We start from the raw sequence: 25,607 nt of genomic DNA on the forward strand, positions 1-25,607 counted from the left end.
GCCCCCAGGCGGGTGTGCTTTGGGGGAGAGTTTTCGCTTTCACACCACCCTCCCCCCCCCCCCCCCCCCCCCCCCCCCCCCCCCCCCCCCCCCCCCCCCCCCCCCCCGGGCCCGCGTCATGACGGCCGTGCTGGTCAGCGGCCTTCGGCCGCCTTGGCGGCAATGTCCGTACGGTGCTGCGAGCCGTCGAGCCTGATCCGTCCGACCGCCTTATACGCCTTCTCGCGGGCCTGCGCCAGATCGGAACCGGTCGCCGTCACCGAGAGCACGCGGCCGCCCGCGCTGACGACCGCGTCGCCCTCGCGCCGGGTCCCGGCGTGCAGCACGTACGCGTCGGGGGCGTCCTGGGCGGCCACCTCGTCGAGGCCCTCGATCGGGTCGCCGGTGCGCGGGGTGTCCGGGTAGTTGTGGGAGGCCACGACCACGGTGACGGCTGCGTCGTCGCTCCAGTTCAGCGGCGGCAGGGCGTTCAGGGTGCCCTGGGCGGCGTTCAGCAGCACGCCCGCGAGGGGGGTGCGCAGCCGGGCCAGGACCACCTGGGTCTCGGGGTCGCCGAAACGGGCGTTGAACTCGATGACGCGGGTGCCGCGGCTGGTGATCGCCAGGCCCGCGTAGAGCAGCCCGGAGAAGGGGGTGCCGCGGTGGCGCAGCTCGTCGACGGTCGGCTGGAGGACCAGCTCCATGACCTCGTCGACCAGCTTCGGGTCCGCCCACGGCAGCGGCGAGTACGCGCCCATGCCGCCGGTGTTGGGGCCCTGGTCGCCGTCGAGTGCGCGCTTGAAGTCCTGCGCGGGCTGGAGCGGGAGCACGGTGACGCCGTCGGTGATGGCGAAGAGGGAGACCTCGGGGCCGTCGAGGTACTCCTCGATCACGACCCGGTCGCAGGCCAGCGCGTGCTCGCGGGCGGCGGCCCGGTCCTCGGTGACCACGACGCCCTTGCCCGCGGCGAGGCCGTCGTCCTTGACCACGTAGGGGGCGCCGAAGGCGTCGAGGGCCGCGTCGACCTCCTCGGCGGTGGTGCACACGTAGCTGCGCGCCGTCGGGACCCCGGCGGCGGCCATGACGTCCTTGGCGAAGGCCTTGGAGCCCTCCAGCTGCGCGGCCTCGGCCGACGGGCCGAAGACCGGGATGCCGGCCGCGCGGACGGCGTCGCCGACCCCGGCCACCAGGGGCGCCTCCGGGCCGACGACGACCAGGTCTGCGCCGAGTTCGCCGGCGAGGGCGGCCACCGCCGCGCCGTCGAGGGCGTCGACCGGGCGCAGCTCCGCCACCTCGGCGATGCCGGCGTTGCCGGGGGCGCAGTACAGCGCGGAGACGTCGGGGTCGAGGGACAGAGAGCGGCACAGGGCGTGTTCGCGGGCGCCGCCGCCGATGACGAGGACCTTCACGCCGCCCAGGGTAGCCCGGACGGTGCGGCCGGTTTCGTGCGGCCACCCAATCAGCGGGGGCTACTCGTTCGTGTATTCCTCCACAACGGTCGCTCCGAGCTCGCGCACGATCAGGTCGTGTCCGGTCAGCGCGCTGTCGACGAGGTCCGGGTCGTCCTCCTCCGGCACGTCGTCCTCGGGGGCCACCGGCGGGGGCGCCTGCTGGACGGACGGCTGCGGCGCGGGAGCCTGCTGCGGGGACGGCGGCTGGTACGCGGGCGGCTGCGGGGCCTGCTGGACGGACGGCTGGGCGGGCGGCGCCTGCGGGGCCGCCGGGGGCGGGCTGTAGGCGGGCGCGGCGGGCGCGGAGTAGGAGGAGTACGAGGAGGGCGCGGCCGGGGCCGGTCCGCCACCGCCGCCGCCGACCACGGCGTCGATCTTCCAGTTGACCTGGAACTGCTCGGCCAGGACGGCCTTCAGGACGTCCTCGCTGCCGCTGCTCGCGAAGTTGTCGCGGGCTCCGGCATTGGGGAAGCCGAGCTGGAGGGTGCTCCCGTCGAAGCCGGTGACCTGGGCGTTCTGGCTGAGCAGGATCCAGGTGAAGCGGCGGCGGTTCTTGACGGCCTCCAGGACGCCGGGCCACATCGCCTGGACCTGTCCGGCCCCGGCGGCCATCTCGGCCGAGGGGGCCGCGGCCGTCGGCGCGGCGACCGGCGCGGCCTGCGCCGGAGCCGGAGCCGGGGCGGGGGTGCGCGCGGGCCCTCCGCTGCCGGGCGCGGCGGCGGTGGGCCAGGCCCCGGCGGCGGGGGCTCCGCTGCCGGCGCCACCGCTGCCGGGGGCGGCGGCTCCAGGCCAGGCGCCGGGCGCGGGGGCGGCGGCGGGCGCGGGGGCCGCCTGCGCCTGGACGGGCGCCGCGGCCGGAGCGGCCGCCGGGGCCGGTACGGGGGCCGGGGCCTGCACGGGGGCCGGGGTCGGGGCCGCGGCCGGCTCCGGCACGGGACCCCGTACGGCGGCACGCGCGGCGGCGACACCGCCGCCGGGGCCCGCCGGGGCCATGCCGTGTGCGTCGGGCCCGGGCACGTAGCCCATGGCGGGCGCCGCGGCGAAGGCGGCGGCGGGGGGCCCGCTGCGCTCCAGCCGGTCGAGCCGGGCCTGGAAGGAGCGCTCGTCGTCGAAGGCGGCCGGCAGCAGCACCCGGGCGCAGATCAGCTCCAGCTGGAGCCGGGGCGAGGTGGCGCCGCGCATCTCGGTGAGCCCGGCGTTGACCAGGTCGGCGGCGCGGCTGAGCTCGGCGGCGCCGAACACGGACGCCTGGGCCTGCATCCGCTCCACGACATCGGCGGGGGCGTCGATCAGGCCCTTCTCCGCGGCGTCGGGCACGGCGGCCAGGATCACCAGGTCGCGCAGCCGCTCCAGCAGGTCGGCGACGAACCGGCGCGGGTCGTTCCCGCCCTCGACCACCCGGTCGACGACCTCGAACGCGGCGGCACCGTCCCCCGCGGCGAAGGCATCGACGACGGAATCGAGCAGCGACCCCTCCGTGTACCCGAGCAGGGAGGTGGCCATGGCATACGTCACACCCTCCTCGGCCGCACCGGCGAGGAGCTGGTCCATGACGGACATGGAGTCACGCACGGAACCGGCGCCGGCGCGCACGACGAGCGGCAGCACGCCGTCCTCGACCTTGGCGCCCTCGCGGCCGCAGACCTCGCCGAGGTAGTCGCGCAGCGTCCCGGGCGGCACGAGCCGGAAGGGGTAGTGGTGCGTACGGGAGCGGATCGTCCCGATGACCTTCTCGGGCTCGGTGGTCGCGAAGATGAACTTGAGGTGCTCCGGCGGCTCCTCGACCACCTTCAGCAGGGCGTTGAAGCCCGCCGAGGTGACCATGTGCGCCTCGTCGATGATGTAGATCTTGTACCGGCTCGACGCGGGCCCGAAGAAGGCCTTCTCGCGCAGGTCACGGGCGTCGTCGACACCACCGTGCGAGGCGGCGTCGATCTCGATGACGTCGATGGACCCGGGGCCGTTGCGGGCCAGGTCCCGGCAGGACTGGCACTCCCCGCACGGATCGGGGGTGGGACCCTGCTCACAGTTCAGGCAGCGCGCCAGGATGCGGGCGCTGGTCGTCTTTCCGCAGCCGCGCGGGCCACTGAACAGGTACGCGTGGTTGACCCGGTTGTTCCGCAGGGCCTGCATCAGCGGGGCAGTGACATGCTCCTGCCCGATGACCTCGGCGAACGACTCGGGGCGATAGCGGCGGTACAGCGCAAGGGACGACACGTCTACGAGGTTATCCGGGCCCACCGACAACAGCGGCCCGCCGACGCCCCCGGACCCGCCCCGGAACGCAAAGCGCCCCTCACGCACCCGCCAGAGCCCACTTACCCTTGCTGCCTTCCGGCCCTGGGGGAGTTGGGTGAGATAGCGCCACGTGAGGGGCTGGGCCCCACCCTAGCGGATACCGGCCCCCGGAATCGAGCCGGTCCCCCACACCCCTCCCTCCCCGGACCCGGTCCGCACCCGATCCGGACCGCCCGTCCGGATCGTGTTCGCGAGCACCCCTCAACGTCTTGTATTGTTTGCGGCGGAGGATTCGCCTAGAGGCCTAGGGCGCACGCTTGGAAAGCGTGTTGGGGGCAACCCCTCACGAGTTCGAATCTCGTATCCTCCGCACTCGCCCACCAGGGCAAACGAAGGACCCGACCGCTCAGCGGCCGGGTCCTTCGTCATTTCCGTGGTCTCAGTTCTGGTCTCATTCATTTGGCGTAAAACGGATTGTTCGCCATGTTCAAGGACGATCTACCCTTCGTACTCCCAAGGGTTCAGCAGGAGTGCGCCTGATCGCGCCAGATGCTTGATATTGCGGCTCACCAGCGTCCAGTCGTTCGCCAGGGCGGTGGCGGCGATCAGCGCATCAGGGGGATCGATGCTGGTTCCGGCACTCTTGAGCCTCCGGTGAAGAGCGAGGTAGGCGAGTGCCTCCCGCTCGCCGACGGCAGCGATCCGGTCGCGGTACTGATCTCTGATGTCTGTGAGCGCCCGCTCGAAAGCCGTACGCCGCACCGGATCAGGTGCTCCCTCAATGCCTGCTTCGATCTCTGCGACCGTGATGACACTCATGTAGAGGGCAGGAGACGGAACCGAGCGAGCCCAGGCGACGACGGCCGGGGCGGGCTTCGGCCGGGTGGTGATCTCCGCGACCACATTGGTGTCGAGCAGGTAGATCACTCGCCATCCGCCGCATCGTCGTAGGACCGCTGCCCGAACTCCAGGCCCTCGAACGGGGCCGCCGTGAGCCGCTCAAGGAACCCGTCGCTGCCCAGGGTCGCCCAGCGGTGAAGCATGTCGGGCAAGGCATCGATGTCGGTGTCGGCCAGCTCGGCATCGAAGTGTCCGAGCTGTTGCTCGGGCAGAGACTCCCGGATTTCCCGGATCGTCCGAAGCGGATGAGGCTCCTCAGGTCTGCGCGGCGGGAGCGGCAGATTCGGGGCAGTGCTCATGATCGGCTCCTCCACGCTGTGGTCCACGGGCCCATGCCTGAAGACCACCCTAGGCCGGACAACCCTGGAGAGGCCCGAGAACGGCCCGAATCCGAGCTTGAACGAGCACTGCTGATAGCCCGGTCCCCCACTCGCGGGCCCCGCTACGCGGCCCGCAGCCCGGAATGGTCTCAGTTCTGGTCTCATTCAGCCCCGCCCGCCCAGGTCCGGCCGCTACCCACCGAGTCGTCTCGGACCAGGTCAGACCGGGTACGGACCTCAGCGGACAGCCCTGTGGACATTTGGAAAGCGTGTTGGGGGCAACCCCTCACGAGTTCGAATCTCGTATCCTCCGCCAGCTCAGAGGGCCGGACCGCGCAAGCGGTCCGGCCCTCTGGCGTTTCCCCCTCCGGTGGTATTTCCCCGCTCGGTTTCCGTCGCGGCCGTCCGGGGGGCCGGCGCCATGGCGGGCGTCTCCGCGGGTGCGCCCGTGACGGGCGGACCGGCCCCGGAAGTGCGTCGGCGGGTACGCGTACGGCACCCGCGCCGTCGGCGGATGCGCCATGCTGGCCCCCTGTGCCTGCCGCTCCCGCGGCCCGGAATGGAGGGGTGGCCCCGTGAAGTCCTCATCGACGCTGGCGGAGTGGCTGGGCCGTCTCGATGCCCCGCGGCTGGCCCGCGTACTCGCCACCCGCACGGACGCGGCGGCGGCTCCCGAGCCGCGCACGGTGGCGGAGCTCGCGGACCGCCTCCAGCGCCCGGGGTCGGTGGCACTCACCCTGGCGCACCTCACGCTGCCGCACCTGCAGGCGGCCGAGGCCCTGGCTGCCCTGGGCGGAACGGCGTCGCGGAGTGCCCTGGCGCAGCTGCTGGGGGCGGTGGACGGCGAAGGGTCCCGCGCGCTGGACTCCGTACTGGAGGCCCTGGCCGATCACGCACTGGTGTGGGCGGACGGCGACGCCGGAGCCGTCCACATGGCCGCTGCCCTGCGGCGGGCGTGGGAGGCGCCCCTGGGGCTGGACGCCCCGCTGGAGGAGCTGCTGGCCGGCACGGCCTCGGAGGAGCTGCGCGCCATGCTCGTGGCCCTCGGCATCAAGCCCCCCGGCACCAAGCGGCAGCGCGTGGCGGCCTTGGTGGACCACCACGGCGACCCGCGGACCGTCGCCGACCTCGTGGCACGGGCACCGGCGGTCACCCGGAAGCTGCTCGCCCGTCGAGCAGGTCCCGCCCCGTGGCAGTCGGGGTTCATCATGCTCGGGTCACCCGGCCCCGACTTCGAACCCGGCGGGCAATGGGCCCTGGACCGGGGGCTCCTGATCGTGGACCACCGCCGGTACGGCCCCGCGCGCATGCCCGTCGAAGTCGCGCTGGCACTGCGCGGGCCGGACTGGCACGCCCCGTTCGATCCCCTTCCGCCGCAGGTCGAGTCCGTCGCCATCGGCTCCGCCGAGGTGGAACGGGAGGCCGCGGCCGCCGCCACCGCGTTCGCCGCCCGGGCCGCGTCGGTCCTGGCCGTCTGTTCCGCGTCCCCGCCGGCCCGGCTCAAGGCCGGCGGGATCGGCGCCCGCGAACTGGCCCGGATCGGCAAGGCCGCCCAGGCCGACGACGCCGCCGTACGGCTCACCCTGGAGACCGCGTACGCGGCCGGGCTCCTGGCCCGGGACGGCGACCACGTGGCACCCACCGGGGCGTACGACGCCTGGGCGGAACAGGAGCCCGCCGAACGGCTCGCCGCACTGCTCCGGCCGTGGCACGGCCTGGGGCTCACCCCGGCCCAGGCGCGCGACGAGGACGACAAGGCACTCCCCGCCCTCGCCGGAGCGCCTCCCTGCGGCGGCTGCCTGCAGGCCCGGCACGGGCTGCTGCACGCGGCGGCACGGCTCCCGGCGGGACACGGCGCGGCCGCCGGCTCCGCCCTGGGACCGCTCGTGGCCTGGTACCGGCCCTTCGCCGACCCGTCACCTCTGGACGGGACACCGTTCGCCACCCTGGTCCGCGAGGCCGAGACGCTCGGCGTGCTCGCGCGCGGCGCGCTGTCCCCCCTCGGTGCGGCCCTGCTGGACGACGGCGCGGCAGGGCTGGCCGCCGCGTGCCGGCGGCTCCTGCCCACGGCCACCCGGACGGTCCGGATCGGCGCCGACCTCACAGCGATCGTCACGGGCACGCCGTCCGCGCAGCTCGCCGCGCTGCTGGATTCCGTCGCCGACCGCGAGACCAGCGGGACGGCCTCGGTGTGGCGGTTCGGTCCGGGCAGCGTCCGCCGGGCCCTGGACGCCGGGCACTCGCCCGACGGCCTCACGGCCGAGCTGGCCGCCGTCGCCGCCGGGCCGCTGCCCCAGGCCCTGGCCTACCTCGTCGCCGACACCGCCCGCGGTCACGGCCGCGTGCGCATCGCCCCCGCCGCCTGCGTCATCCACGGCGGCGAGCCCGCGCTCCTGGCCGAGCTCGCCGCGCACCGGAAGCTCGCCGCGCTCGGCCTTCGGCAGCTCGCGCCCACGGTGCTGGTGAGCCGCAGCCCGCTGGAGGCGACGCTCGCCGCGCTCCGGGCCGAGGGCTACGCACCGGTCGGCGAGAATGCCGACGGCACCGTGCGCATCGAGAGGGACCGGGCGCGCAGGGCGGCCCCGCACGTACCGGCACCGCGACGGACCGGCGCGGACACCGCTCCCGGCGGCGCGGTCCGCGGCACCACGGCGGCACCCGTCCCCGCCTCCGCCCCTGCCCCCTCCCCCTCCCCCGTCGTCGACCCGAGCGCCTTGGCGGCCCGGCTGCTCGCCGCCCCGCCGACCTTGCCGGATCCCGACCCGTTCGGCAGCGGGGTCCCCTTCGGCACCGACACCGAGGAGATCGTCGCCGGGTGGGCGAAGCACTTGTCGTACAGCGACGTCCGCCAGCTCGCGCACGCCATCGACACCGGTCAGGACATCACCGTCGAGTACGTGGCCACCTCCGGCGACCGGACCGTGCGTACGCTCGGCCGCCTCGTGCTCGACCCGCCCCACCTGGAGGCCTGGTGCCGGCTGCGGGGGGACGAACGCCTCTTCACCCTCTCCCGTGTCCACGGCGTCATGCCGGTGCTCCAGGACGTCGGCGGGCCGTAGGAAGCAGCGGCCAGGCCGGGGCAGCCGCCCGCGTCCACGGTCGGGACGGGGCCGCGGCACCCGCCCTGACCTGGCCCTCAAGCGTCGCTCCGGCGGGAGTCCGGCGCCCGCCCCTACCGTCGGGTCCGGGATCGCGCCGTCCGTCGCGAGTTCCGCCCCACATGCGTCTCTCACCAAGGAGTCCGACCATGACCGTCCGCGTCCTCACCCTCGTCGGCAGCCTCCGGGCCGGCTCGCACAACCGTCAGCTTGCCGAGGCGGCGGTCAAGCACGCTCCCGAGCACGTCTCCGTCGAGATCCACGAGGGCCTCGCCACGATCCCCTTCTACAACGAGGACATCGACGTCGAGGGCTCCGTCCCCGAGGCGGCGGCGGCGCTGCGTGACGCGGTGTCCCGGGCCGACGCGCTGCTGCTGGTCTCCCCCGAGTACAACGGCACCATCCCGGCCGTGCTGAAGAACGCGATCGACTGGCTGTCCCGCCCGTACGGGACCGGCGCGATCACCGGCAAGCCGGTCGCCGTCATCGGCACGGCCTTCGGCAGCTACGGCGGCGTCTGGGCGCAGGACGAGGCCCGCAAGTCGGCCGGCATCGCCGGTGGCACCGTCCTCGACCAGGCCCTGCTCTCCGTGCCCGGGTCGGGGACCCGCTTCGCCGAGACGCACCCGGCCGACGACGCCGAGGTCGTCACCGGTCTCCTCCAGGTCCTCGACCAGCTCTCCACGAAGGCGACCGCCTGAGCCGCGACGGCGCCGCTCCGCCGACCCGTTACGCCCGAGCCGGTCACCGGCCGGAAAGGAACACCGCATGCTCACGCTGACTCCCCGCGCAGGCGCAGCGCCGAGGGTCTTCGGACCGGCCCCGCACGGCCAGGGCTCCCAGATCTCCCCGATCATGCTGCAGGAGGAGCTGTGGGGGCGCATGCGCTCGCTGCCCTACGTCTACATGGCGCCCACGCTGGTCTCGGTGCCGCACGCCCGCGCGCTCTTCCTGCCCGAGGGCATCGGAACGGGCCCGGCCGCGGCCTTCCAGCGCGGGCGGGAGTGGGCCCACATCCACCCCCACCACGACGGTTCGCTCCACCTGACCCTCCCGCCGGAGGCCGAGGAGGACGTCATCGCGGCGGGCTGGGGGGTGCACCACCCGGTGCAGGACGTCGTCCTCGTGTACGGGCCGAGGAACGCGGAGGAGCTGGAGACGGTCTGGGAGATCGTCCAGTTGTCCTACAGGTACGCGTTCGGCACGAAGTGACGCCGCACGTCGTGTGAACGAAGGGCCGGACCGCATCGGCGGTCCGGCCCTTCGGTTCGTCCGGCGGGTGGAGGGGGCTGGGGCCTCGGGTCACAGCCACAGGAGCAGCAGGACCAGGGCCGAGCCGAGGGTGGCGAGGGCGAAGCGGGCCAGGACCACCGGGCGGAGCCAGGCCGGGAGGGCGGAGCCGGCGGCGGCGATCAGCGCCGCGGCGTCGACGCCCCGGACGGCCGGGTCGGCGGAGCGGGCGAACGCGGCCCGGGTGTAGGCGGTGGCGAAGACCTGCCCGGCGGTGATGAACCCGACGCCGAGGAGGACCAGCGGCTCCACGATCCAGGACAGGGTCCGGCCCGCCGGTGCGCCGGCCAGGTTCAGGGCGCCGAGCAGGGCGAGGGTCACGCCGATCCCGAGGGCGAGGGCGAACTCCCAGGGCTTTTCGCGGAAGGCGATGCCGTGCCGGGCGAGGACCTCGGGGGCGTGGCCCTGGCGCCGGATCTCGGCCTCGGCGGCGGTCTGGGCCGCGGCGCCCCGGAACCAGGCGACGACGGGGACGACGAAGAAGGTGGCGGCGAGGAGGAGCTGAAGGGCGGGGGCGAGCGGGTTCACGGGTCTTTCTCCTTCTCGGCTGCGGCGGCGGGGTGCGGCGGCGGGTGCATGACGGGGGCTTCCCCCGCCGGGACTTTTACTTTGTTCAAGTCCTGACACCGAGAACAGTACGACCGACTTGAACACCGTGCAAGTACTCGCTTGAACTTTGTGCAAGACGGGTGGCGGTGCCTATCGTGAGCGCATGCCACGCGACACGCTGACCCGCGAACAGATCATCCGCACCGCCGTCGAGCTGCTCGACACCGAAGGCCTGGAAGGCCTCAACATGCGCGCCCTCGGCAAGCGGCTGAACTCGGCCGCCACCGCCGTCTACTGGCACGTCAAGAACAAGGACAACCTGCTGACCCTGGCCGGCGACCAGGTCTGGGACGAGGTCCGCCTCCCCGACCTCGACCGGGTCGACTGGCGCGAGGCGGCCACCACGATGGCCACGGACCTGTACGCGATGTTCACCCGCCACCCCTGGCTCGTGCAGGCCTTCGCGACCCACCTCTTCCACGGCCTCGGCAAGGCCCGCCACGACGACCACAATCTCGCCGTCTACGAGAAGGCGGGCTTCACCGGCCCGCAGGCGGACCTCGCCTCCGCCGCCGTCTTCACGTACGTGCTCGGCAACGCCGCGCCCGCCGCCGCCACCGCCTCCCTCACGCGCCGGATCGCGAGCGACGGCGGCGACCCCGAGGAGGCCTTCGCCGCCGTGACGCGCGAGGCCGTCGACGCGGCCCGCCAGTTCCCGCGCCTGCGCGAGCGGGTCGACTCCATCGGATCCGCCGAGTACGCCGAGGCGCCGGAGGACACGTTCGCCTTCGGCCTCGACTCCCTCCTCGACGGACTGACGGCACGCCTGAAGAAGTAGTTGCACTAAGTTCAAGAAACCGCTTGCACTTTGTTCAAGCCGCCTCCTAAGCTCCACTTGAACAAAGTGCAAGCCGCAACCGCCGTCGCAGCGCAGGGGGAAACGTCATGTCGCAGGAGCAGCAGCAGGAGCAGCAGGAGCAGCAGGACCGGCACCAGGACCGGCAGAAGGCGCTGGCCGCCTTCGTCGAGGCGACGGCCACCGAGTACGGAGTTCCCGGCGTGGCCGTCGGTGTCTGGGCCGGCGGGCAGGAGCACTACATCTGCCACGGCGTGACCAGCACCGAGAACCCGCTGCCCGTGGACGAGCGGACGCTGTTCACCCTGGGCTCGGTGACCAAGACCTACACGGCCACCGCCCTGATGCGCCTCGTCGCCGAGGGCCGTGTCGAACTGGACGCCCCGGTACGCCGCTACGTCCCGGAGCTGGTCCTCCCCGACGAGGAGGCCGCGGCCTCGATCACGGTGCTCAACCTCCTCAACCACACCGCCGGCCTGGACTGGCGCATGAACGCCGACACCGGCGAGGGTGACGACGCCCTCGCGGCGTACGTGGCGCGCATGTCCGCCTCCGCCCCGATCGCCGCCCCCGGCGCCCGCGCCTCCTACAGCCAGATCGGCTACAACCTGGCCGGGCGGATCATCGAGAAGGTCACGGGGACGACGTACGAGCGGGCGCTCGCCTCCCTCCTCTTCGAGCCGCTGGGCCTGACGGACACCCACTTCGCCGTCGGCGACGTGATGACCCGGCGGTTCGCCGTCGGCCACAACACCGCCGAGGACGGTACGCAGGCCCTCGCCCGCCAGTGGAAGGACAGCCGGGCCGACAACCCGGGCGGCGGTGCCGCCGCGTCCGTGGCGGACCTGCTCCGCTGGGCCCGCTTCCACCTGGGCGACGGCCGCGCGCCCGACGGCACCCGGATCCTCCCCGCCCAGGACCTGGAGGCCATGCGCGTGCGCACCGTGACGCTGCGCGGCAGCTCGCTCGGCGACGCCTTCGGCGTCTGCTGGTTCCTGCGCGAGGTCGACGGCGTGCCGACGGCCGGTCACGGCGGCTCCGCCAACGGCCAGTTCGCCGAGCTGCTCATCGTCCCCGAGCACGACTTCGCGGTCGTCGCCCTGTCCAACGCGGGCCCCGACAGCGGGCTCGCCTTCAACCAGGCCGCCGTCCGGTGGGCACTCGAAAACCACCTCGGCCTGGTCGAGCGGACCCCCGAGCCGCTCCCGTACGACGAGGCCGCCGCCCGGGAGGTCGTCGGCGCGTACGAGAACGAGCTGATGACGCTCACCATCGCCACCGACGGGACCGCGCTGGACATCTCCTGTGCGATCAAGCCCGAGATCCGCGCGGCGGCCGGCACCGAGCTGCCCCCGGACCTCCCCCCGGCGGGCCTCGGTCTCCTCCCGGGCGGCACGGACGGCTACGTCGTCACCGAGGGGGGCCTGGCGGGCCAGCGCGGCTACTTCACCCGCGACGGCCGGGGCGCCGTCATCGGCGCGGACCTCGCAGGCCGCCTCTTCACCCGCGTCCCCGCCGCTGCGGACACCCCCTAGCGGGCCCCCGTCCAGCCTGGAGCGGACGACCCGCGCCCTCACAGCAGATCGGTGATCAGCCGGTAGGAGGTGGGGTCACCCGGCATCTGCCAGTGGAAGCCCTGGAGGAGGAAGCAGGCCACCAGGTTGCTCACCGCGAAGAAGGCCAGCACCGCCAGGGTGAAACCGGCCGCCCGGCGCAGGGCCGGCGAGGCCTGGGCGGCGCCCAGGGGCTGCGCCTCGCGGGCCAGGACCAGGTTGACCGCGGCGGCCAGCACGGCGGCCAGGAAGGTGATCGCGGCCCAGGTGTAGAGGTGCAGCCCGAAGAGGGCACCCGCGTAACCGGGGTCCGGGGGCACGATGTGCATCAGCACCTGCGAGGCGGACACGGTGCTGCCGATCAGCGCCGAGACGATCGCGACACCCCATCCGGAGGCGAACTCCGCGGTGCCGACGGCGCCCTTGCGCGACCGGGCCACGATCATGGCCGGGCCGACCGCGCTGAGCAGCATGAACATCCGCTGGAGCAGGCACATCGGGCAGGGGTACTCCCACAGCCCGAACTGGAAGACGTACGCGCCGCCGATGGTGGCGCACATGCCCAGCACGTACGCGTGGGCGAACCAGAGGCCGAGCCGGTGGGACAGCCGGGCCGCGGGAGGACCCGGGACGCCGGCTCCCCGAGCGACGGCCGCGGTGGTGGAAGGGGTGGCGGTCATGACGGGCTCCTCCTCAGAAGCTCAGGCCGAAGGCGCGGTCGAGGTGGGGGAGGAACGCGAGCGTGGTGAGCGCCAGGGTTCCCGCCCACAGCAGCAGCCGGGACCGGGCCGGCCAGTCGCGCCACACCGCCCACACGCAGAGGGAGATCAGGAGGAAGAGGAGGGTGTACATGGTGTCCTTGCTTCATCGGAAGGCTCTTGCCACCACCCTCGTCCGGCCCGCCGGCCGCCGGTAGGACCCGCCGGCCGATGGGCCCATAGGCCCGCCCTATGCCCCCGGCGACGATCCGCCCCGGGCCCCCGGGGCGGCCCGCCCCGCCCCCGGCGGCGGCCGGCCCGGCACCCCCTAAGCTGCGGGGCGTGCCGTCCTACTCGATCGGTCAGGCAGCCGGCCTGCTGTGCGTCAGCCCCGAGACCGTCCGCCGCTGGGCCGACGCGGGGCGGCTGCCCTCCCTGCGCGCCCCCGACGGCACCCGGTCCGTCGACGGTGCGGCGCTCGCCGCCTTCGCCAAGGACCGGGCCGCCGGGCTGCACCCCGTACCCGGCCGCGCCGTCGGCACCTCCGTGCGCAACGCCTTCGCGGGCATCGTCACCGCCGTACGGCTGGACGCGGTCGCCGCCCAGGTGGAGATCCAGTCGGGCCCGCACCGCATCGTCTCCGTGGTGACCCGGGAGTCGGTGGAGGAACTCGGCATCGCGGTCGGCGTCAGCGTCATCGCCCGCGTGAAGTCGACGGAGGTCCACGTCGACGTCCCGCCCCCGTAGGACCGCTCCGTGGGACCGCCCCCGTAGGACCGCTCCGTAGGACCGCTCCGTAGGACCGCCCCCATAGGACCGCCCGAACGACCGCGCCCGCCCCCTCCGGTCAGCGGCAGAGCAGCGCCGCGTACAGGTCCAGCTTGTGGTCCAGGCGCGAGAGGTCACGGCCCGTCAGGACCTGCACCCGCTCCATCCGGTAGTGCACGGTGTTCACGTGCAGGTGGAGCGCCTCCGCCGTACGGGCCCACGAGCAGTTGTGGGCCAGGAAGACCTCCAGGGTCTCCCGCAGCATCCCGTCCCCCAGCGCCCCCAGCGTTGCCGTCCCGAACACCGAGCGGACCTCCCCCGGCACCCCCGACAGCAGCTCCGCCAGGGTGTCCAGCTGCTCGACCGCCCGCACCCGGACCTCCCCCTCGGCGGCCGCCGTCAGGGCGAAGCGGGCCTGGCTCAGGGAGGCCCGCAGCCCCTCCGGGCCCGCCGCCGGGGCACCCGCGCCCAGACGCAGGTCGGCTCCCGGGGCCCCGCAGGCCTGGAGCAGCGGCCACAGGGCGCTCAGCGCGGCCGCGGTGTCCACGCCGCCGCGCGGGTCCTCGTACAGCACGGCCGCCGTGTCCCCGGCGGCCCACGGGACCCCCTCCAGGTGGGCCAGCGCCTCGGCCAGCGCCGCCCCGGAGGTGGACGCCAGCACCCGGTAGGGGCCGCCCGGCGGGAGCCCGGCCGCCGCGAGGGCCTCCTCCAGCGCGGCCGGGTCGGGTTCCGCCGGGCCCGACAGCAGCGCGGTGAGGGCCTGCCCGGCCGTCCGTGCGGCGGCGGTGTCGCGGCGCTCGCGTCCCTCGCGGTACTGGGCGAGGACCTCGGCGATCTCGTGCAGCACCCGGGGCGGGGCCGCGTCGGCGTCCGGGACGTGGAGCTGCCAGGCGTCGTACGGGGAGCTGTCGGCCTCCACGCGCAGGGTGAGCCCGCCCCGCGCGGGGGCGGCCGCCCGGTGGGCGGGTATCGCGGGGGCGGAGGGGGTACGGGCCACCGTGCGCCCGCTCGCGGTCAGCAGGTAGCACGCCACCCGGCCCAGGTGCGCGCAGGCCCGGTCCAGCAGTTCGGCGGGTCCGGCGCCGCCCTCCAGCAGCCGGCTCAGCTCGCCGCGCACGTTCTCGGGGAGTGCGAAGGGCCTGGTCGGGCGGCGGCTGAGGTCGCCCCACTGGCGCAGGTACACCGCTTCGGTGACGGCCCGGAAGCTGGTCCGCCCGGGGACGGCGACGATCGGCATCCGGTGGGCCCGGCAGGAGGCGACCAGTTCGTCGGGGACCCGGCCGTGTGTCTCCTCGCCGGCGAGGAGGGCGGTGGCCCCGGCCTCGGCGAGGGCGGAGACGAAGCGGTCGGCCTTCGCGGGGTCGTCCTCCGTCCACCACACGAGCCCGCTCAGCACCAGCTCGCCGGGGCCCAGGAACCGGCCGGGGTCTTCGAGGTCGGTGGAGGTGACACCGCTGATCTCCTGGCCGAGAAGGGAGGCCTCTCCCCAGAGCAGGGTGAGGCCGAGACTGTCCGACTGGAGCAGGTCGAGGACGTGCATGGGACTCCTTGCGGTGGGGGTGTCCCACATTCGCGAGGTGAATACGAGAAATGCCATCGTAAATGCAAGGCTGCTGGCCGCCTATACCTCTTGGTTGATACACCAAGAGCGACCCGTTCCGGCTGGATTCTTTCCGTGGCCGGGACCAGTCGTTTCGCCCCCGCTCCCGTTGCTTCACTGAGGAAAACCCGGGACGGCGGAGAGGCTGGTGGCGCGAAATGGACCTCAACACGGTGCTCGACGTGCGCGATGCGCGCCGCCGCGAGCCCTGGCGCCCCGGCGACGCCTGGCTCGGCGGCGGCACCTACCTCTTCTCCGAGCCCCAGCCGCACGTCCGCCGTCTGATCGACCTCTCCCGCATGGGCTGGGAGTCCCTGACCCGGCAGCCCGACGGCGCCCTGGACATCGCCGCCACCTGCACCATCACCGAGCTCTCGCGCTTCGGCCGGATCCTGTCCGCCACCGCCGCGCCGCTGATCGAGCAGTGCTGCCGCGCCTTCCTGGCGAGCTTCAAGATCTGGAACATGGCCACCGTCGGCGGGAACCTCTGCAACGGCCTGCCCGCCGGACCGATGATCTCCCTGACCGCCGCCCTCGACGCCACCGTCCTCCTCCAGGGCCAGGACGGCGCCACCCGCCGCATGCCCGTCACCGACTTCATCCGCGGCGCCGGCGTCAAGGACCTCCGCGACGGGGAGCTGCTGCGCTCCGTACGGATCCCCGCCCGCGCGCTGGCGGCCCGTACGGCCTTCCGGCAGGCCTCGCTCTACGGACTCGGCCGCTCCGGCTCGCTCGTGATCGGCGCCCTCGACCCGCAGGACGGCTCCCTCGCGGTGACCGTCTCCGCCGCCACCACCCGCCCGTTCCGCTTCTGGTTCGCGCTGCCGCCCACGGCGGAGGGGCTGCGGGCGGCCGTCGACGAGGCCGTCCGTCCCGAGGAGTGGTTCGACGACATCCACGGGCTGCCCGAGTGGCGACGGCACATGGCACTGCGGCAGGCGGAGGAGATCCGCCGCGAACTCACCCTGGAGGAGGCTTCCCGATGAGCTACGCGATCGAGATCAACGAGCAGCGCTTCGAGGACGAGCCGCGGGCCGGCCAGTGCCTGCGCACCTACCTGCGCGAACGCGGCTGGTTCGGCGTGAAGAAGGGCTGCGACCAGGGCGACTGCGGGGCCTGCACGGTCCACGTCGACGGGCGGCCGGTGCACAGCTGCCTCTACCCGGCCGTCCGCGCCGAGGGCCGCTCGGTCACCACCGTCGAGGGCCTCGCCCGCCCGGGCGGCGAACTCCACCCGGTGCAGCGGCAGTTCCTCGACGCGCAGGGCTTCCAGTGCGGCTTCTGCACGGCCGGCTTCCTGATGACCACCTCCGCCCTCCAGGCCGAGCGGGGCACCGAGCACGACGACGGCAAGCTCGACGACCTCCCGCGCGCCTTCAAGGGCAACATCTGCCGCTGCACGGGCTACCGCGCCATCGAGGACGCCGTGCGCGGGGTGAAGCACACCGAGGACCCGGAGGCCGGGCAGGCCGTCGGCCGCTCCCTCGGCGCCCCGGCCGGACCGCAGGTCGTCACCGGCACCGCCCGCTACACCTTCGACGTGGACGTGCCCGGGCTGCTCCACATGAAGCTGCTGCGCTCCCCGCACCCGCACGCCCGCATCGTCGCCATCGACACCCGCGACGCCCTCCGGGTCCCGGGCGTCCACGCGGTCCTCACCCACCACGACGCCCCGGACCGGCTGTACTCCTCGGCGCGCCACGAGCACCCCACCGAAGACCCGATGGACACCCGCGTCCTGGACGACGTGGTCCGCTTCGTCGGGCAGCGCGTGGCCGCCGTGGTCGCCGACAGCGAGCAGGCCGCCGAGGAGGGCTGCCGGCGCGTGGTCGTCACGTACGAGGAACTGCCCCACGTGGTCGACCCGGAGGAGGCCATGCTCCCGGGCGCCCCGGTCCTGCACCCCAAGGGCCCCGAGTCGGGGATCTCCCGCGCGGAGGACAACGTGTGCGGCGAGGTGCACGGCACGATCGGCGACATGGAGAAGGGGTACGCGGAGGCGGACGTCGTCCACGAGGAGACCTTCCGCACGCAGCGCGTGCAGCACGCCAGCCTGGAGACCCACGGCAGCGTGGCGTACTTCGAACCGAAGGAGGACGGAGACGGCGAGCGCATCACCGTCCGCTCCTCCACCCAGGCCCCCTTCCTGACCAGGCGGGCCCTGTGCGCCCTGTACGACCTCGGCGAGGACGAGGTGCGCGTCGTCGCGGGCCGCGTGGGCGGCGGGTTCGGCGGCAAGCAGGAGATGCTGACCGAGGACATCGTGGTGCTCGCCGCCCTGAAGCTGCGGCGGCCGGTGAAGCTGGAGTTCACCCGGGCCGAGCAGTTCTACGGTGCCACCACCCGCCACCCCTTCAAGATCACCATCAAGATCGGGGCGAAGAAGGACGGCACCCTCACCGCCCTGCGCATCCGCATCGTCTCCAACACGGGCGCCTACGGGAACCACGGCCCGGCGGTCATGTTCCACAGCGCGGGCGAGTCCTTCGCCGTGTACAAGGCGCCGAACAAGGAGGTGGAGGCGTACTCCGTCTACACCAACACCGTGCCGGCGGGCGCCTTCCGCGGCTACGGCCTGGGCCAGGTCCTCTTCGCCCTCGAGTCGGTGATGGACGAGCTCGCGATCCGGCTCGGCATGGACCCGCTGGAGCTGCGCGAGAAGAACGTCATCGGCGCCGGGGACCACATGGTGACCCCCATCGGCCACGAAGAGGACCTCTTCATCGCCTCCTACGGGATGAAGCAGTGCATGGACATCGTCCGTAGGGCGGAGGCAGAGGACCGCAGCCACGAGGACGTCCCGGCGGGCTGGCTCACCGGGACGGGCGCGGCGGTCGCGATGATCGCGACCGGTCCGCCGGGCGGCCACTTCGCCGACGCGCGGGTCAGCCTGCTCCGGGACGGTACGTACGACATCGCGGTCGGTACGGCGGAGTTCGGCAACGGCACCACGACCGTCCACAAGCAGATCACGGCCGGTGCGCTGAACACGACGGTGGACCGGATCTCGGTCCGCCAGTCGGACACGGACGTCGTCCGCCACGACACCGGCGCCTTCGGCTCGGCCGGCACGGTGGTGGCGGGCAAGGCCGTGATGCTGGCCGCCACCTCGCTGGCGGAGCGCCTGCGGACCTTCGCCGCCCGGCACACGGGCGTGGCCCGGCACCTGTGCGGGCTGTCGGGGGAGGCGTTCGACTGTGCGGGCCGGACCGTCACGCTGAAGGAGCTGTACGAGGCCGCGTACGACGGGGGCCGGCTGGACGAGATCGCGGCGGACGGGCACTGGGGCGGTTCCCCCCGCTCGGTGGCCTTCAACGCCCAGTGGTTCCGCGTGGCCGTGGACCCGGGCACGGGCGAGATGAAGATCCTGCGCAGCGTGCACGCGGCGGACGCGGGCAAGGTCATGAACCCGATGCAGTGCCGCGGCCAGGTGGAGGGCGGCGTGGCGCAGGCCCTGGGCGCGACCCTCTTCGAGACGGTACGGGTGGACGAGCGCGGGGAGGTCACCACGGCCGCGTTCCGCCGCTACCGGCTCCCGCAGTACGCGGACGTGCCGCGCACGGAGGTGCACTTCATGGAGACCTCCGACGCCATCGGGCCGCTCGGCGCGAAGTCCATGAGCGAGAGCCCCTTCAACCCGGTGGCCCCCGCCTTCGCGAACGCCCTGCGGAACGCGACGGGCATCCGCTTCACGGAGCTGCCGGTGACGCGTGACGTGGTCTGGCGGGAAATGAACCGGAAACTGCAAGGTGGAACACACAAAGCATGACCTACCTGCGGCTCATATCTCCCTATCAACCTTGCAGATGAGGTTCCAGCGGCATTCCGGTCGGGCATGACCACCGCATGCCCACACTCCTGCTGCACGGCGACCTCGACCACCCGACCCTCCTCACCGTGGCCGACCTGCGGGAATGGCCGCAGCACCGGGCGGAGGTCACCTTCGACTGCGCGACGAACGGCCCGCAGCACCACGTCTTCGAGGGCGCACTGCTGCGGGACGTGGTCTCCGGCGCCGGCCCGGTCTTCGACGCCCGCCGCCGCAAGGACCGCAGTCGCTACCTCCTCGCGGTCAGCGGCGGCGACGGCCACCACACGGTCCTGTCGTGGGCGGAGCTGGACGCCGACTTCTGCGGGAGCCCCGTCCTGCTGGCGACCCGCCTGGACGGGGAGGAGCTCGACGGGCCCGGCAGCCAGCTGGTGGTCCCGTCCGACCGCTGCGGCGCCCGCTACGTCAGCGCGGTCACCCACGTCTGGTTCGGCACCCTGACCGTCCCGGCGCTCGCCGGGGTCTGACCGCGCGCCCCGCACGCTCCTCGCGCCCCTCCTTCACCACCACGCGCCATGTTGCGGTACGTAACCTGTGCCTACTGTCGGTAATGACAGCTGGTCAGCGGGGAAGAAGGGTGGACGGGCGATGCGAATGACGAAACGGCGTGCGGCGAAGGCACTGGGGGCGTGCGCGGCAGCGGTGGTGCTGGCACTGGCCACCCCGGCGGGCGCGGCCCAGGCGGCCCAGGGTGTCCTGTTCATCGACGGCGCGCCGAACGAGGACCCCTCCGGCTGCTACCCGCTGGGCGACTTCGCCCCGCCGGAGGTCGCCAACTTCACGAACGAGGCGGCCTGGGTGTGGGACGGCGCGCACTGCGACGGCCGGGTGGTCCACGCGATCCTTCCGGGACAGCTCGCGATCGGCCACGGCCGGAGCCTGTTCATCGAGTGAGCGGCGCCGGCCGTACCGGCGGTGTCACGCGGCCTGGAGGGAGACCTCGGTCGCCTTGATCAGCGCGACGACGGAGGTGCCGGCGGCCAGGCCGAGCGCCTCGACGGCGTCGGCGGTGATCGCGGCGGTCAGGCCGCCGCCGTTCACGTCGACCTTCACCGAGGCCATGGCCGGGCCGGCGGCCACGTCGACGACGGTCCCGGCGATCTGGTTGCGGATCGACAGCCCCTCGACGGGACCGGTGGCCAGCGCCACCTCCGTGGCCTTGACCAGGGCCTTCACCGAGGAACCGGCGGACAGGCCCAGCTCCTTGGCGGCGTCGGAGGTGATGGCGGCGGTGATGTCCTGGCCGCCTTCGAGACGGACCTTGACCGTCGTCATGGCCTCACCGGCGGTGACGGCGGTGACGGTTCCGGCGATCTGGTTGCGGATGGACAGGCTCATGAGCGCTTCGACCTCTTACGTAGACACGTCGAACGGCTCGGACAGAACCGCACAAGATCGACCGTAGGGGACGCCGCCCCACCGCGCTTCCAGCCCCTCGCAGACGCCAACCGCAACCACCCGCGCGGCTCGCCGATGCGCTTTCGGGTGCCCCTCGGTTCCGCCATGCGGTCACGCCGGGCAGCTCCGCCTCCCCGCGAAGACCGCAACGCGCTCGCCCTGTCCGCGCTGTACACCTTCAAGACGTACGACCAACTGCCCGCGCGTTGACGGCTTTCCGCAGGTCCCACCGGCTCGCGGCCGAGCGCGGGCCGGTAGGGCCGTACGTTTCTGTTGCTACGCAGTACTGAGAGAAAGCACCTTGCCCAACCCACCCAGCCCTCCCCGCCGAGGCCGCCTCACTCGCACGGGTGAACAAGTCCAACTGGGCTGGATTCGGGACCGGTTGCCGGGCATATGCTCGCCCCGACAACCCCAGACATGAAGCGGCCCCCGCCGGGACGGCAATCCCGGACGAGGGCCTGACCAAGTAGGAAGTAGTCGCTTCCCGATGGCTCTCAAGCACCCTAGCGTGCGCTTGCGCGCGGCGTACGGCGTTCATCACTCCAACGTCCGTCACACGTCCCGGTACACCGTCGTCGGCAACCACCTGCTCCAGAACCCGGAGCTCTCGCTGACCGCCCGGGGGCTGGGCGCGTACATCCAGTCGCTGCCTCCCGGCACGCCCATCAGCATCAAGGAGCTGGTCAAACGGGTGCCGGAGGGGGAGGCGCGGATCGCGGCGGCCCTGCGCGAGCTGGAGGCGCACGGATACCTGAAGCGCTACCGGGAGCAGCTGCCGGACGGACGGATCGTCACCCGTACGGTGTCGTACAACAACCCCAAGGCCGCCGCCCTGGCCCGCCACGCGCAACCGGCGCCCCGCCGGCCGGATCCGGAGCCCATCCCCGTACCGGAGCCGGAGCCGGAGCCCGAGCCGGAGCCGGAGCCGGAGCCGAGGCCCGTACCGGAGCCCGAGCCGGAGCCCGAGCCCCAGCCGGTCCCCGAGCCCGAACCGGAGCCCGCCCCCGCAGCAGCACCCGAGCCGCGGCCCGAACCATCTCCGGAGCCCGAACCGGACCCTGAGCCCGCACCCGCACCGGAGCCCCAGCCGGAGCCCGCACCCGCACCCGCACCCGCACCCGCACCCGCACCCGAGGCAAACGCCGGGCCATCGGCCGCCCGCACGGCCGCCATGGGCCTGCTCGCCGAGCTGCGCCGGGTGGACCACCGGCTGCTCCTCGGGCAGCGGGACATCGAGCGGCTCGCCGCCGGGGTCGAGGTCTGGATGGGGCGCGGAGCGACCAAGGAGGCGGTGACCGCCGTACTGGCGGCGAACATCCCCCACCCGCTCCGCAACCCGGGGGGACTGATCGCCCACCGCCTCGCCGCCCAGGAGCCCCCCGAACTGCAACCCCTGTTCCGCAGGGCCGCGTACGTGCCCCCCGACCCCTTCCAGACCTGCGACAAGTGCGACCTGGCCTTCCGCAGCCCCACACCCGGCACCTGCGGACCCTGCACCGAGGAGATCGCGACCGGAGAGGCGGCCTGGCGGTCCACCCGGTGGGACTGACCTCCCCCGGCCGGGGGCACGAAAACGGGCGAGTGATCGATTCTGCGGTGAATCGGCTCCGGCAACCGGGTGACGGGGAGTGTCCTCGGCTGGTGGGCGCGAGCGCGCGGGCGCTATCCCTTCACGCATGATCAAGAACATCGCCGCCGCCGCGGCGCTCGCTCTCAGTACCACCCTGTTCACCAGCACCCCGGCCCAGGCCGCGCCGAGCTCCTTCCCGCTCCCGCCCTTCGGCTATCACACCGTCCACACCCTCACTCCGGGCCCGGTCGTGTGGCACGGCCCGCTGGCGGTCCACCCGGCGTACCACCCCGCCTTCCACTCCGCGCTCGTCATCCACCCGGTGCGCTGAGTCCCCGTACACCCGTGTCCCCGCCGTGTTGACCGGCGGGGGCACGGGGCACCGGATCCGGACGGCTAGCCGAAGCTCGGCATCTCCCCGACCGTCGTCGACAGGTCGATCACCGCGAAGGCCGCGCCCTGCGGGTCGGCGACCGCCGCGAACCGGCCGAAGGGGCTGTCCATCGGTCCGAAGTGCAGCTTCCCGCCGTGCTTCTTGGTCTTGGCGACGGCCTCGTCGCAGTCCGGCACCGCGAAGTACACCTGCACGTACGACGGGACCTCCGGCGGGAACTCCTCGCCCATCTTCATGCGGCCCAGCACCGGGTTCTGCGGACCGCCGACGCTGAAGACCTTGAAGTCCATCCCGGCGGCCTCCGGATCGTCACCGGGCTCCATCTGCTGGGACTCGTACGGGAAGACCTGCGACAGGAACCCGTCCGCCTTCTCCGGATCCCGGGTGAAGACCTCTGCCCAGGCGTACGCTCCGGACTCGCCGAGCTTCTCGAAGCCCTTGTGCTCGCCGGGCTGCCAGACGCCGAAGACGGCTCCGCTCGGCTCCCGCGCGATCGCCATCGTGCCGAACGTGCCGACCTGCATCGGCTCCATCATCAGCATGCCGCCCGCCGCCTTGATCTTCTCGGCGGTGGCGGCGGCGTCCGACGAGGCGAGGTACAGACACCACTGCGAGGGCGCGTCCCCGCCGGGCATCGGCGGCACCACGGCCGCGACCGCCTTTCCACCGGAATAGGCCTGCGTGTAGTTGCCGTACTCGCTGGTGGCCTCTCCGAAGGTCCAGCCCAGCACGTCACCGTAGAACTCCTTGGCGGCCTCCACGTCCGTGAACATCGCGTCCACCCAGCACGGGGCGCCATCCGGGTACTCAGCCATGGTCGATCGACTCCTGTGTCGTCCAGTACACATGCTTGCCCTGCCGCTCCCACGCTAGGCGGGGGGTCTGACAATCGCGCGGCGACCGCGTGCCGCCCGCGCGGCGGGCCCCGCGCCGGGGGAGGCTGGGGGCATGGACGACATCACCATCCGGCTCGCGCAGCAGCCCGAGGCCGACGCCCTGCTCGCGCGCAGCCCGCTGGCCGCGCTCACCGGCATGCTGCTCGACCAGCAGGTGCCGATGGAGTGGGCGTTCTCGGGGCCGTGGACCATCGCCCAGCGGCTCGGCACCGACGACCTCGACGCGCACGCCATCGCCGCCCACGACCCGGAGGCCTTCGCCGCGCTGCTGTCGCAGAAGCCGGCCGTGCACCGCTACCCGGGGTCGATGGCGAAGCGGATCCAGCAGCTGTGCGCGTACCTGGTGGAGCACTACGACGGCGACGCGGCGGCCGTCTGGGCGGACGCGGGGAGCGGGGCGGAGCTGCTGGCACGGCTGAAGGCACTGCCGGGCTTCGGGGAGCAGAAGGCGCAGATCTTCCTGGCGCTGCTGGGGAAGCGCTTCGGGGTCCGGCCGAAGGGGTGGCGGGAGGCCGCGGGCGGGTACGGGCTGCCGAACGTGCACCGCTCTGCGGCCGACATCACGGGGCCGGAGTCGCTGGCGAAGGTCCGCGAGTACAAGCAGGCCCAGAAGGCCGCCGCCAAGCGCTCCGCCGGCGCGTCCTGACCGTCCGCCCCCGACCGACGACCTCTGACGCGGCTCCTGCGGCAGGCTCCTGCGGCGGGGGCCCGCGACAGGGTCCTGCGGCGGCCCCACAAGGGGAATGGGCTGCTCCAGGGGTACCCGGCAGTAGGGAGCCGGCACCCGGCTCGTAGGGTCGGCGCCATGATCGAGAACCTCACCCGCGCGGCCGACGCCGAAGTCATCTCCGACGGCCCCGGCAGCTTCATCACGCTCCTCACCGACACCCCCGAACTCACCTGCAACACCGCGTGCTTCGAGGTCGGCGCAGCCGGCGCCCCGGTGCACTTCCACACCAAGGCCACCGAGTTCTTCCACGTCACCGACGGCAAGCTCGACGTCCTCGTCGGCGACGAGATCCACACCCTCGGCAAGGGCGACTTCATCACCGTCGCCCCCGGCGTGAAGCACGCCTTCGCCCCCGCCCCGGGCCACACCGCCGAGGTGTTCGTCGGGTTCACCCCCGGCATGGCCCGCTTCGACTACTACCGCCTCCTCGGGCGGGTCCGCGCGGGCGAGGCCACCGTGCAGGACATCATCGACAGCCAGCCGACGTACGACAACCACTACGCCGAGAGCGACGCCTGGGCCGGCCGGCTGCTGCGCAGCGCCGAGGCGTAGACCTCGTCGGCGTCGAGCCGCCGCAGTTCCTCCGCGATCAGTTCGGCGGTGCTGCGGATCTTGAGCGCGACCTTGCGGTCGGGCCAGCCCGGCAGGATCAGGGTGGCCAGCGAGCCGGTGGGGCGGTCCACGACCACCTCGCCGGCGGAGGTCTCCAGCCGGACCCGGGTGATGAGAGGCCCCTCCGAGGGCACCCGGGCCACCGGCACGCCGAGCCGGTCCTCCAGCCAGCGCGCCAGCAGCTCGGCGCTCGCGTTGTCGGGCTCGCTCTCCACCGCCGCGGCGGTCACCGGGAGCGGCTTCTGGTCGAAGGCGCAGGCCAGCAGGGAACGCCACGGCGTGAGCCGGGTCCAGGCCAGGTCGGTGTCGCCGGGCGCGTACGAGGCGGCGCGCGCGTCCAGCACGCGCAGCGGTTCGGGCGCCGCCTGGGCGTCGGTGATCCGGCGCTGCGCCAGCGCGCCCAGCTCGTCGCGGGCGGGGTCGGCGGGGGCGCCCGCCGGCCACCACGCCACCACGGGCGCGTCCGGCACCAGCAGCGGCAGCACCACCGAACCGGCCTGGGTGGTGAGGTCGCCGTGCAGGCGCAGCAGCACGATCTCCCCCGACCCGGCGTCCGAGCCCACGCGCAGCTCGGCGTCGAGCTTGGTGCGGCGGCGCCGCTCCGGGCCGCGCGAGGTCCGCTTGATCACCGTGATGATCCGGCACGGGTGCTCGCGAGAGGCCTCGGAGGCCGCGCGTACGGCGTCGTAGGCGTTCTCCTCGTCGGTGACTATGACGAGGGTCAGCACGAGTCCCATGGTCGGGCTGCCCACTGCCCGGCGGGCGTCGAGGAGCGCCCGGCCGATCTTGCTGGACGTGGTGTCGGTGAGTTCGGTCCGCATGCCCCGAGTCTGTCAGCGCCTGCCGCAAGGCCGACAGCCGGTTCGCTTGATTCC

General features: G+C 73.4%; 25 protein-coding genes, 1 tRNA gene and 1 other RNA gene. 15 read left to right on the forward strand and 12 right to left on the reverse strand.

All coding sequences use genetic code 11. The annotated features are described in order from the left end of the window. Window positions 1-134: 134 nt before the first annotated feature. The 3 genes from purD to ffs form a co-directional block, all read right to left on the reverse strand. Window positions 135-1,388, reverse strand: a complete 1,254-nt coding sequence (gene purD / locus AC069X_RS08620) for a phosphoribosylamine--glycine ligase (RefSeq protein WP_478726482.1) — start codon at window positions 1,386-1,388, stop codon at window positions 135-137. A 60-nt stretch (window positions 1,389-1,448) separates the two neighbouring features. Then, window positions 1,449-3,647: a DNA polymerase III subunit gamma and tau gene (locus tag AC069X_RS08625; RefSeq protein ID WP_478726483.1), complete on the reverse strand. Its 2,199-nt coding sequence runs from the start codon at window positions 3,645-3,647 to the stop codon at window positions 1,449-1,451. Window positions 3,648-3,712: 65 nt separating this feature from the next. Next, an RNA gene (ffs, locus tag AC069X_RS08630) (signal recognition particle sRNA small type) lies at window positions 3,713-3,811 on the reverse strand. Window positions 3,812-3,953: 142 nt separating this feature from the next. Between ffs and AC069X_RS08635 the strand changes: the two genes are divergently transcribed. Then, a tRNA-Ser gene (locus AC069X_RS08635) sits at window positions 3,954-4,038 on the forward strand. A gap of 128 nt (window positions 4,039-4,166) precedes the next feature. Here the strand turns inward: AC069X_RS08635 and AC069X_RS08640 are convergent. Beyond that, window positions 4,167-4,595, reverse strand: a complete 429-nt coding sequence (locus AC069X_RS08640) for a PIN domain-containing protein (RefSeq protein WP_478726485.1) — start codon at window positions 4,593-4,595, stop codon at window positions 4,167-4,169. Continuing rightward, window positions 4,592-4,867 carry a hypothetical protein gene (locus AC069X_RS08645; protein ID WP_478726487.1) on the reverse strand — a complete coding sequence of 92 codons (276 nt, stop codon included), beginning with the start codon at window positions 4,865-4,867 and terminating at the stop codon, window positions 4,592-4,594. Before AC069X_RS08645 ends, AC069X_RS08640 begins: the two co-directional genes overlap by 4 nt. Before the next feature lie 596 nt (window positions 4,868-5,463). Here AC069X_RS08645 and AC069X_RS08650 point away from each other — a divergent pair. The 3 genes from AC069X_RS08650 (at window position 5,464) to AC069X_RS08660 (ending at window position 9,198) form a co-directional block, all read left to right on the forward strand. Beyond that, entirely contained in the window at window positions 5,464-7,947 is a 2,484-nt protein-coding gene (locus tag AC069X_RS08650) for a helicase-associated domain-containing protein (RefSeq protein ID WP_478726489.1), read from the forward strand. Between the two features lie 188 nt (window positions 7,948-8,135). Further along, window positions 8,136-8,687: an NADPH-dependent FMN reductase gene (locus tag AC069X_RS08655; RefSeq protein WP_478726491.1), complete on the forward strand. Its 552-nt coding sequence runs from the start codon at window positions 8,136-8,138 to the stop codon at window positions 8,685-8,687. Window positions 8,688-8,754: 67 nt separating this feature from the next. After that, window positions 8,755-9,198 (forward strand): luciferase domain-containing protein, encoded by a 444-nt coding sequence (locus AC069X_RS08660; protein WP_478726493.1) that lies wholly within the window; start codon window positions 8,755-8,757, stop codon window positions 9,196-9,198. A gap of 90 nt (window positions 9,199-9,288) precedes the next feature. Here AC069X_RS08660 and AC069X_RS08665 read toward each other — a convergent pair whose 3' ends face one another. Continuing rightward, entirely contained in the window at window positions 9,289-9,804 is a 516-nt protein-coding gene (locus AC069X_RS08665; protein WP_478726495.1) for a hypothetical protein, read from the reverse strand. Window positions 9,805-9,988: 184 nt separating this feature from the next. Between AC069X_RS08665 and AC069X_RS08670 the strand changes: the two genes are divergently transcribed. Then, a complete protein-coding gene (locus AC069X_RS08670) occupies window positions 9,989-10,663 on the forward strand; it encodes a TetR/AcrR family transcriptional regulator (protein ID WP_478726497.1) in 675 nt (224 codons plus the stop codon). A 107-nt stretch (window positions 10,664-10,770) separates the two neighbouring features. Then, the gene (locus AC069X_RS08675; RefSeq protein ID WP_478726499.1) at window positions 10,771-12,216 is read left to right on the forward strand and encodes a serine hydrolase domain-containing protein; all 1,446 of its coding nucleotides are present in this window, start codon (window positions 10,771-10,773) and stop codon (window positions 12,214-12,216) included. A gap of 38 nt (window positions 12,217-12,254) precedes the next feature. Here AC069X_RS08675 and AC069X_RS08680 read toward each other — a convergent pair whose 3' ends face one another. Both AC069X_RS08680 and AC069X_RS08685 read right to left on the reverse strand, forming a co-directional pair. Continuing rightward, complete coding sequence (locus AC069X_RS08680; protein ID WP_478726500.1) at window positions 12,255-12,914, reverse strand: disulfide bond formation protein B; 660 nt, start codon at window positions 12,912-12,914, stop codon at window positions 12,255-12,257. Window positions 12,915-12,927: 13 nt separating this feature from the next. After that, the gene (locus AC069X_RS08685) at window positions 12,928-13,086 is read right to left on the reverse strand and encodes a hypothetical protein (RefSeq protein WP_478726502.1); all 159 of its coding nucleotides are present in this window, start codon (window positions 13,084-13,086) and stop codon (window positions 12,928-12,930) included. A gap of 188 nt (window positions 13,087-13,274) precedes the next feature. On the opposite strand from AC069X_RS08685, the gene AC069X_RS08690 reads away from it, so the two are divergent. After that, on the forward strand, window positions 13,275-13,679 hold the full coding sequence (locus AC069X_RS08690; protein ID WP_478726504.1) for a TOBE domain-containing protein: 405 nt from the start codon (window positions 13,275-13,277) through the stop codon (window positions 13,677-13,679). A gap of 100 nt (window positions 13,680-13,779) precedes the next feature. Here AC069X_RS08690 and AC069X_RS08695 read toward each other — a convergent pair whose 3' ends face one another. After that, the gene (locus AC069X_RS08695; RefSeq protein ID WP_478726506.1) at window positions 13,780-15,240 is read right to left on the reverse strand and encodes a PucR family transcriptional regulator; all 1,461 of its coding nucleotides are present in this window, start codon (window positions 15,238-15,240) and stop codon (window positions 13,780-13,782) included. Window positions 15,241-15,458: 218 nt separating this feature from the next. Here AC069X_RS08695 and AC069X_RS08700 point away from each other — a divergent pair, with 218 nt between their 5' ends. The 4 genes from AC069X_RS08700 to AC069X_RS08715 all read left to right on the forward strand — a co-directional run bounded on the left by AC069X_RS08700 (window position 15,459) and on the right by AC069X_RS08715 (window position 20,023). Further along, entirely contained in the window at window positions 15,459-16,286 is an 828-nt protein-coding gene (locus AC069X_RS08700; protein ID WP_478726507.1) for an FAD binding domain-containing protein, read from the forward strand. Then, window positions 16,283-19,069 (forward strand): molybdopterin-dependent oxidoreductase, encoded by a 2,787-nt coding sequence (locus tag AC069X_RS08705; RefSeq protein WP_478726509.1) that lies wholly within the window; start codon window positions 16,283-16,285, stop codon window positions 19,067-19,069. The genes AC069X_RS08700 and AC069X_RS08705 overlap by 4 nt, the downstream gene beginning before the upstream one ends. Window positions 19,070-19,146: 77 nt before the next feature. Beyond that, window positions 19,147-19,596: a molybdopterin-dependent oxidoreductase gene (locus tag AC069X_RS08710; protein WP_478726511.1), complete on the forward strand. Its 450-nt coding sequence runs from the start codon at window positions 19,147-19,149 to the stop codon at window positions 19,594-19,596. Window positions 19,597-19,717: 121 nt separating this feature from the next. Next, complete coding sequence (locus AC069X_RS08715) at window positions 19,718-20,023, forward strand: hypothetical protein (RefSeq protein WP_478726513.1); 306 nt, start codon at window positions 19,718-19,720, stop codon at window positions 20,021-20,023. Between the two features lie 24 nt (window positions 20,024-20,047). Here the strand turns inward: AC069X_RS08715 and AC069X_RS08720 are convergent, their stop codons facing one another. After that, the gene (locus AC069X_RS08720) at window positions 20,048-20,467 is read right to left on the reverse strand and encodes a TOBE domain-containing protein (protein WP_478726515.1); all 420 of its coding nucleotides are present in this window, start codon (window positions 20,465-20,467) and stop codon (window positions 20,048-20,050) included. Between the two features lie 571 nt (window positions 20,468-21,038). Here AC069X_RS08720 and AC069X_RS08725 point away from each other — a divergent pair. Further along, window positions 21,039-22,079 carry a helix-turn-helix domain-containing protein gene (locus tag AC069X_RS08725; RefSeq protein ID WP_478726517.1) on the forward strand — a complete coding sequence of 347 codons (1,041 nt, stop codon included), beginning with the start codon at window positions 21,039-21,041 and terminating at the stop codon, window positions 22,077-22,079. A 127-nt stretch (window positions 22,080-22,206) separates the two neighbouring features. After that, the gene (locus AC069X_RS08730) at window positions 22,207-22,431 is read left to right on the forward strand and encodes a hypothetical protein (protein ID WP_478726519.1); all 225 of its coding nucleotides are present in this window, start codon (window positions 22,207-22,209) and stop codon (window positions 22,429-22,431) included. Between the two features lie 65 nt (window positions 22,432-22,496). Here AC069X_RS08730 and AC069X_RS08735 read toward each other — a convergent pair whose 3' ends face one another. Further along, on the reverse strand, window positions 22,497-23,309 hold the full coding sequence (locus tag AC069X_RS08735; RefSeq protein ID WP_478726521.1) for a VOC family protein: 813 nt from the start codon (window positions 23,307-23,309) through the stop codon (window positions 22,497-22,499). A 133-nt stretch (window positions 23,310-23,442) separates the two neighbouring features. Here AC069X_RS08735 and AC069X_RS08740 point away from each other — a divergent pair, with 133 nt between their 5' ends. Both AC069X_RS08740 and AC069X_RS08745 read left to right on the forward strand, forming a co-directional pair. After that, window positions 23,443-24,036: an HhH-GPD-type base excision DNA repair protein gene (locus AC069X_RS08740; protein ID WP_478726523.1), complete on the forward strand. Its 594-nt coding sequence runs from the start codon at window positions 23,443-23,445 to the stop codon at window positions 24,034-24,036. A gap of 159 nt (window positions 24,037-24,195) precedes the next feature. Beyond that, window positions 24,196-24,672 (forward strand): cupin domain-containing protein, encoded by a 477-nt coding sequence (locus tag AC069X_RS08745; RefSeq protein WP_478726525.1) that lies wholly within the window; start codon window positions 24,196-24,198, stop codon window positions 24,670-24,672. On the opposite strand, the gene opcA is transcribed toward AC069X_RS08745, so the two are convergent. Further along, window positions 24,618-25,553: a glucose-6-phosphate dehydrogenase assembly protein OpcA gene (opcA, locus tag AC069X_RS08750; protein ID WP_478726527.1), complete on the reverse strand. Its 936-nt coding sequence runs from the start codon at window positions 25,551-25,553 to the stop codon at window positions 24,618-24,620. The genes AC069X_RS08745 and opcA overlap by 55 nt on opposite strands. Between the last annotated feature and the right edge of the window lie 54 nt (window positions 25,554-25,607).

The organism is Streptomyces sp. NPDC043896 (assembly GCF_056435605.1).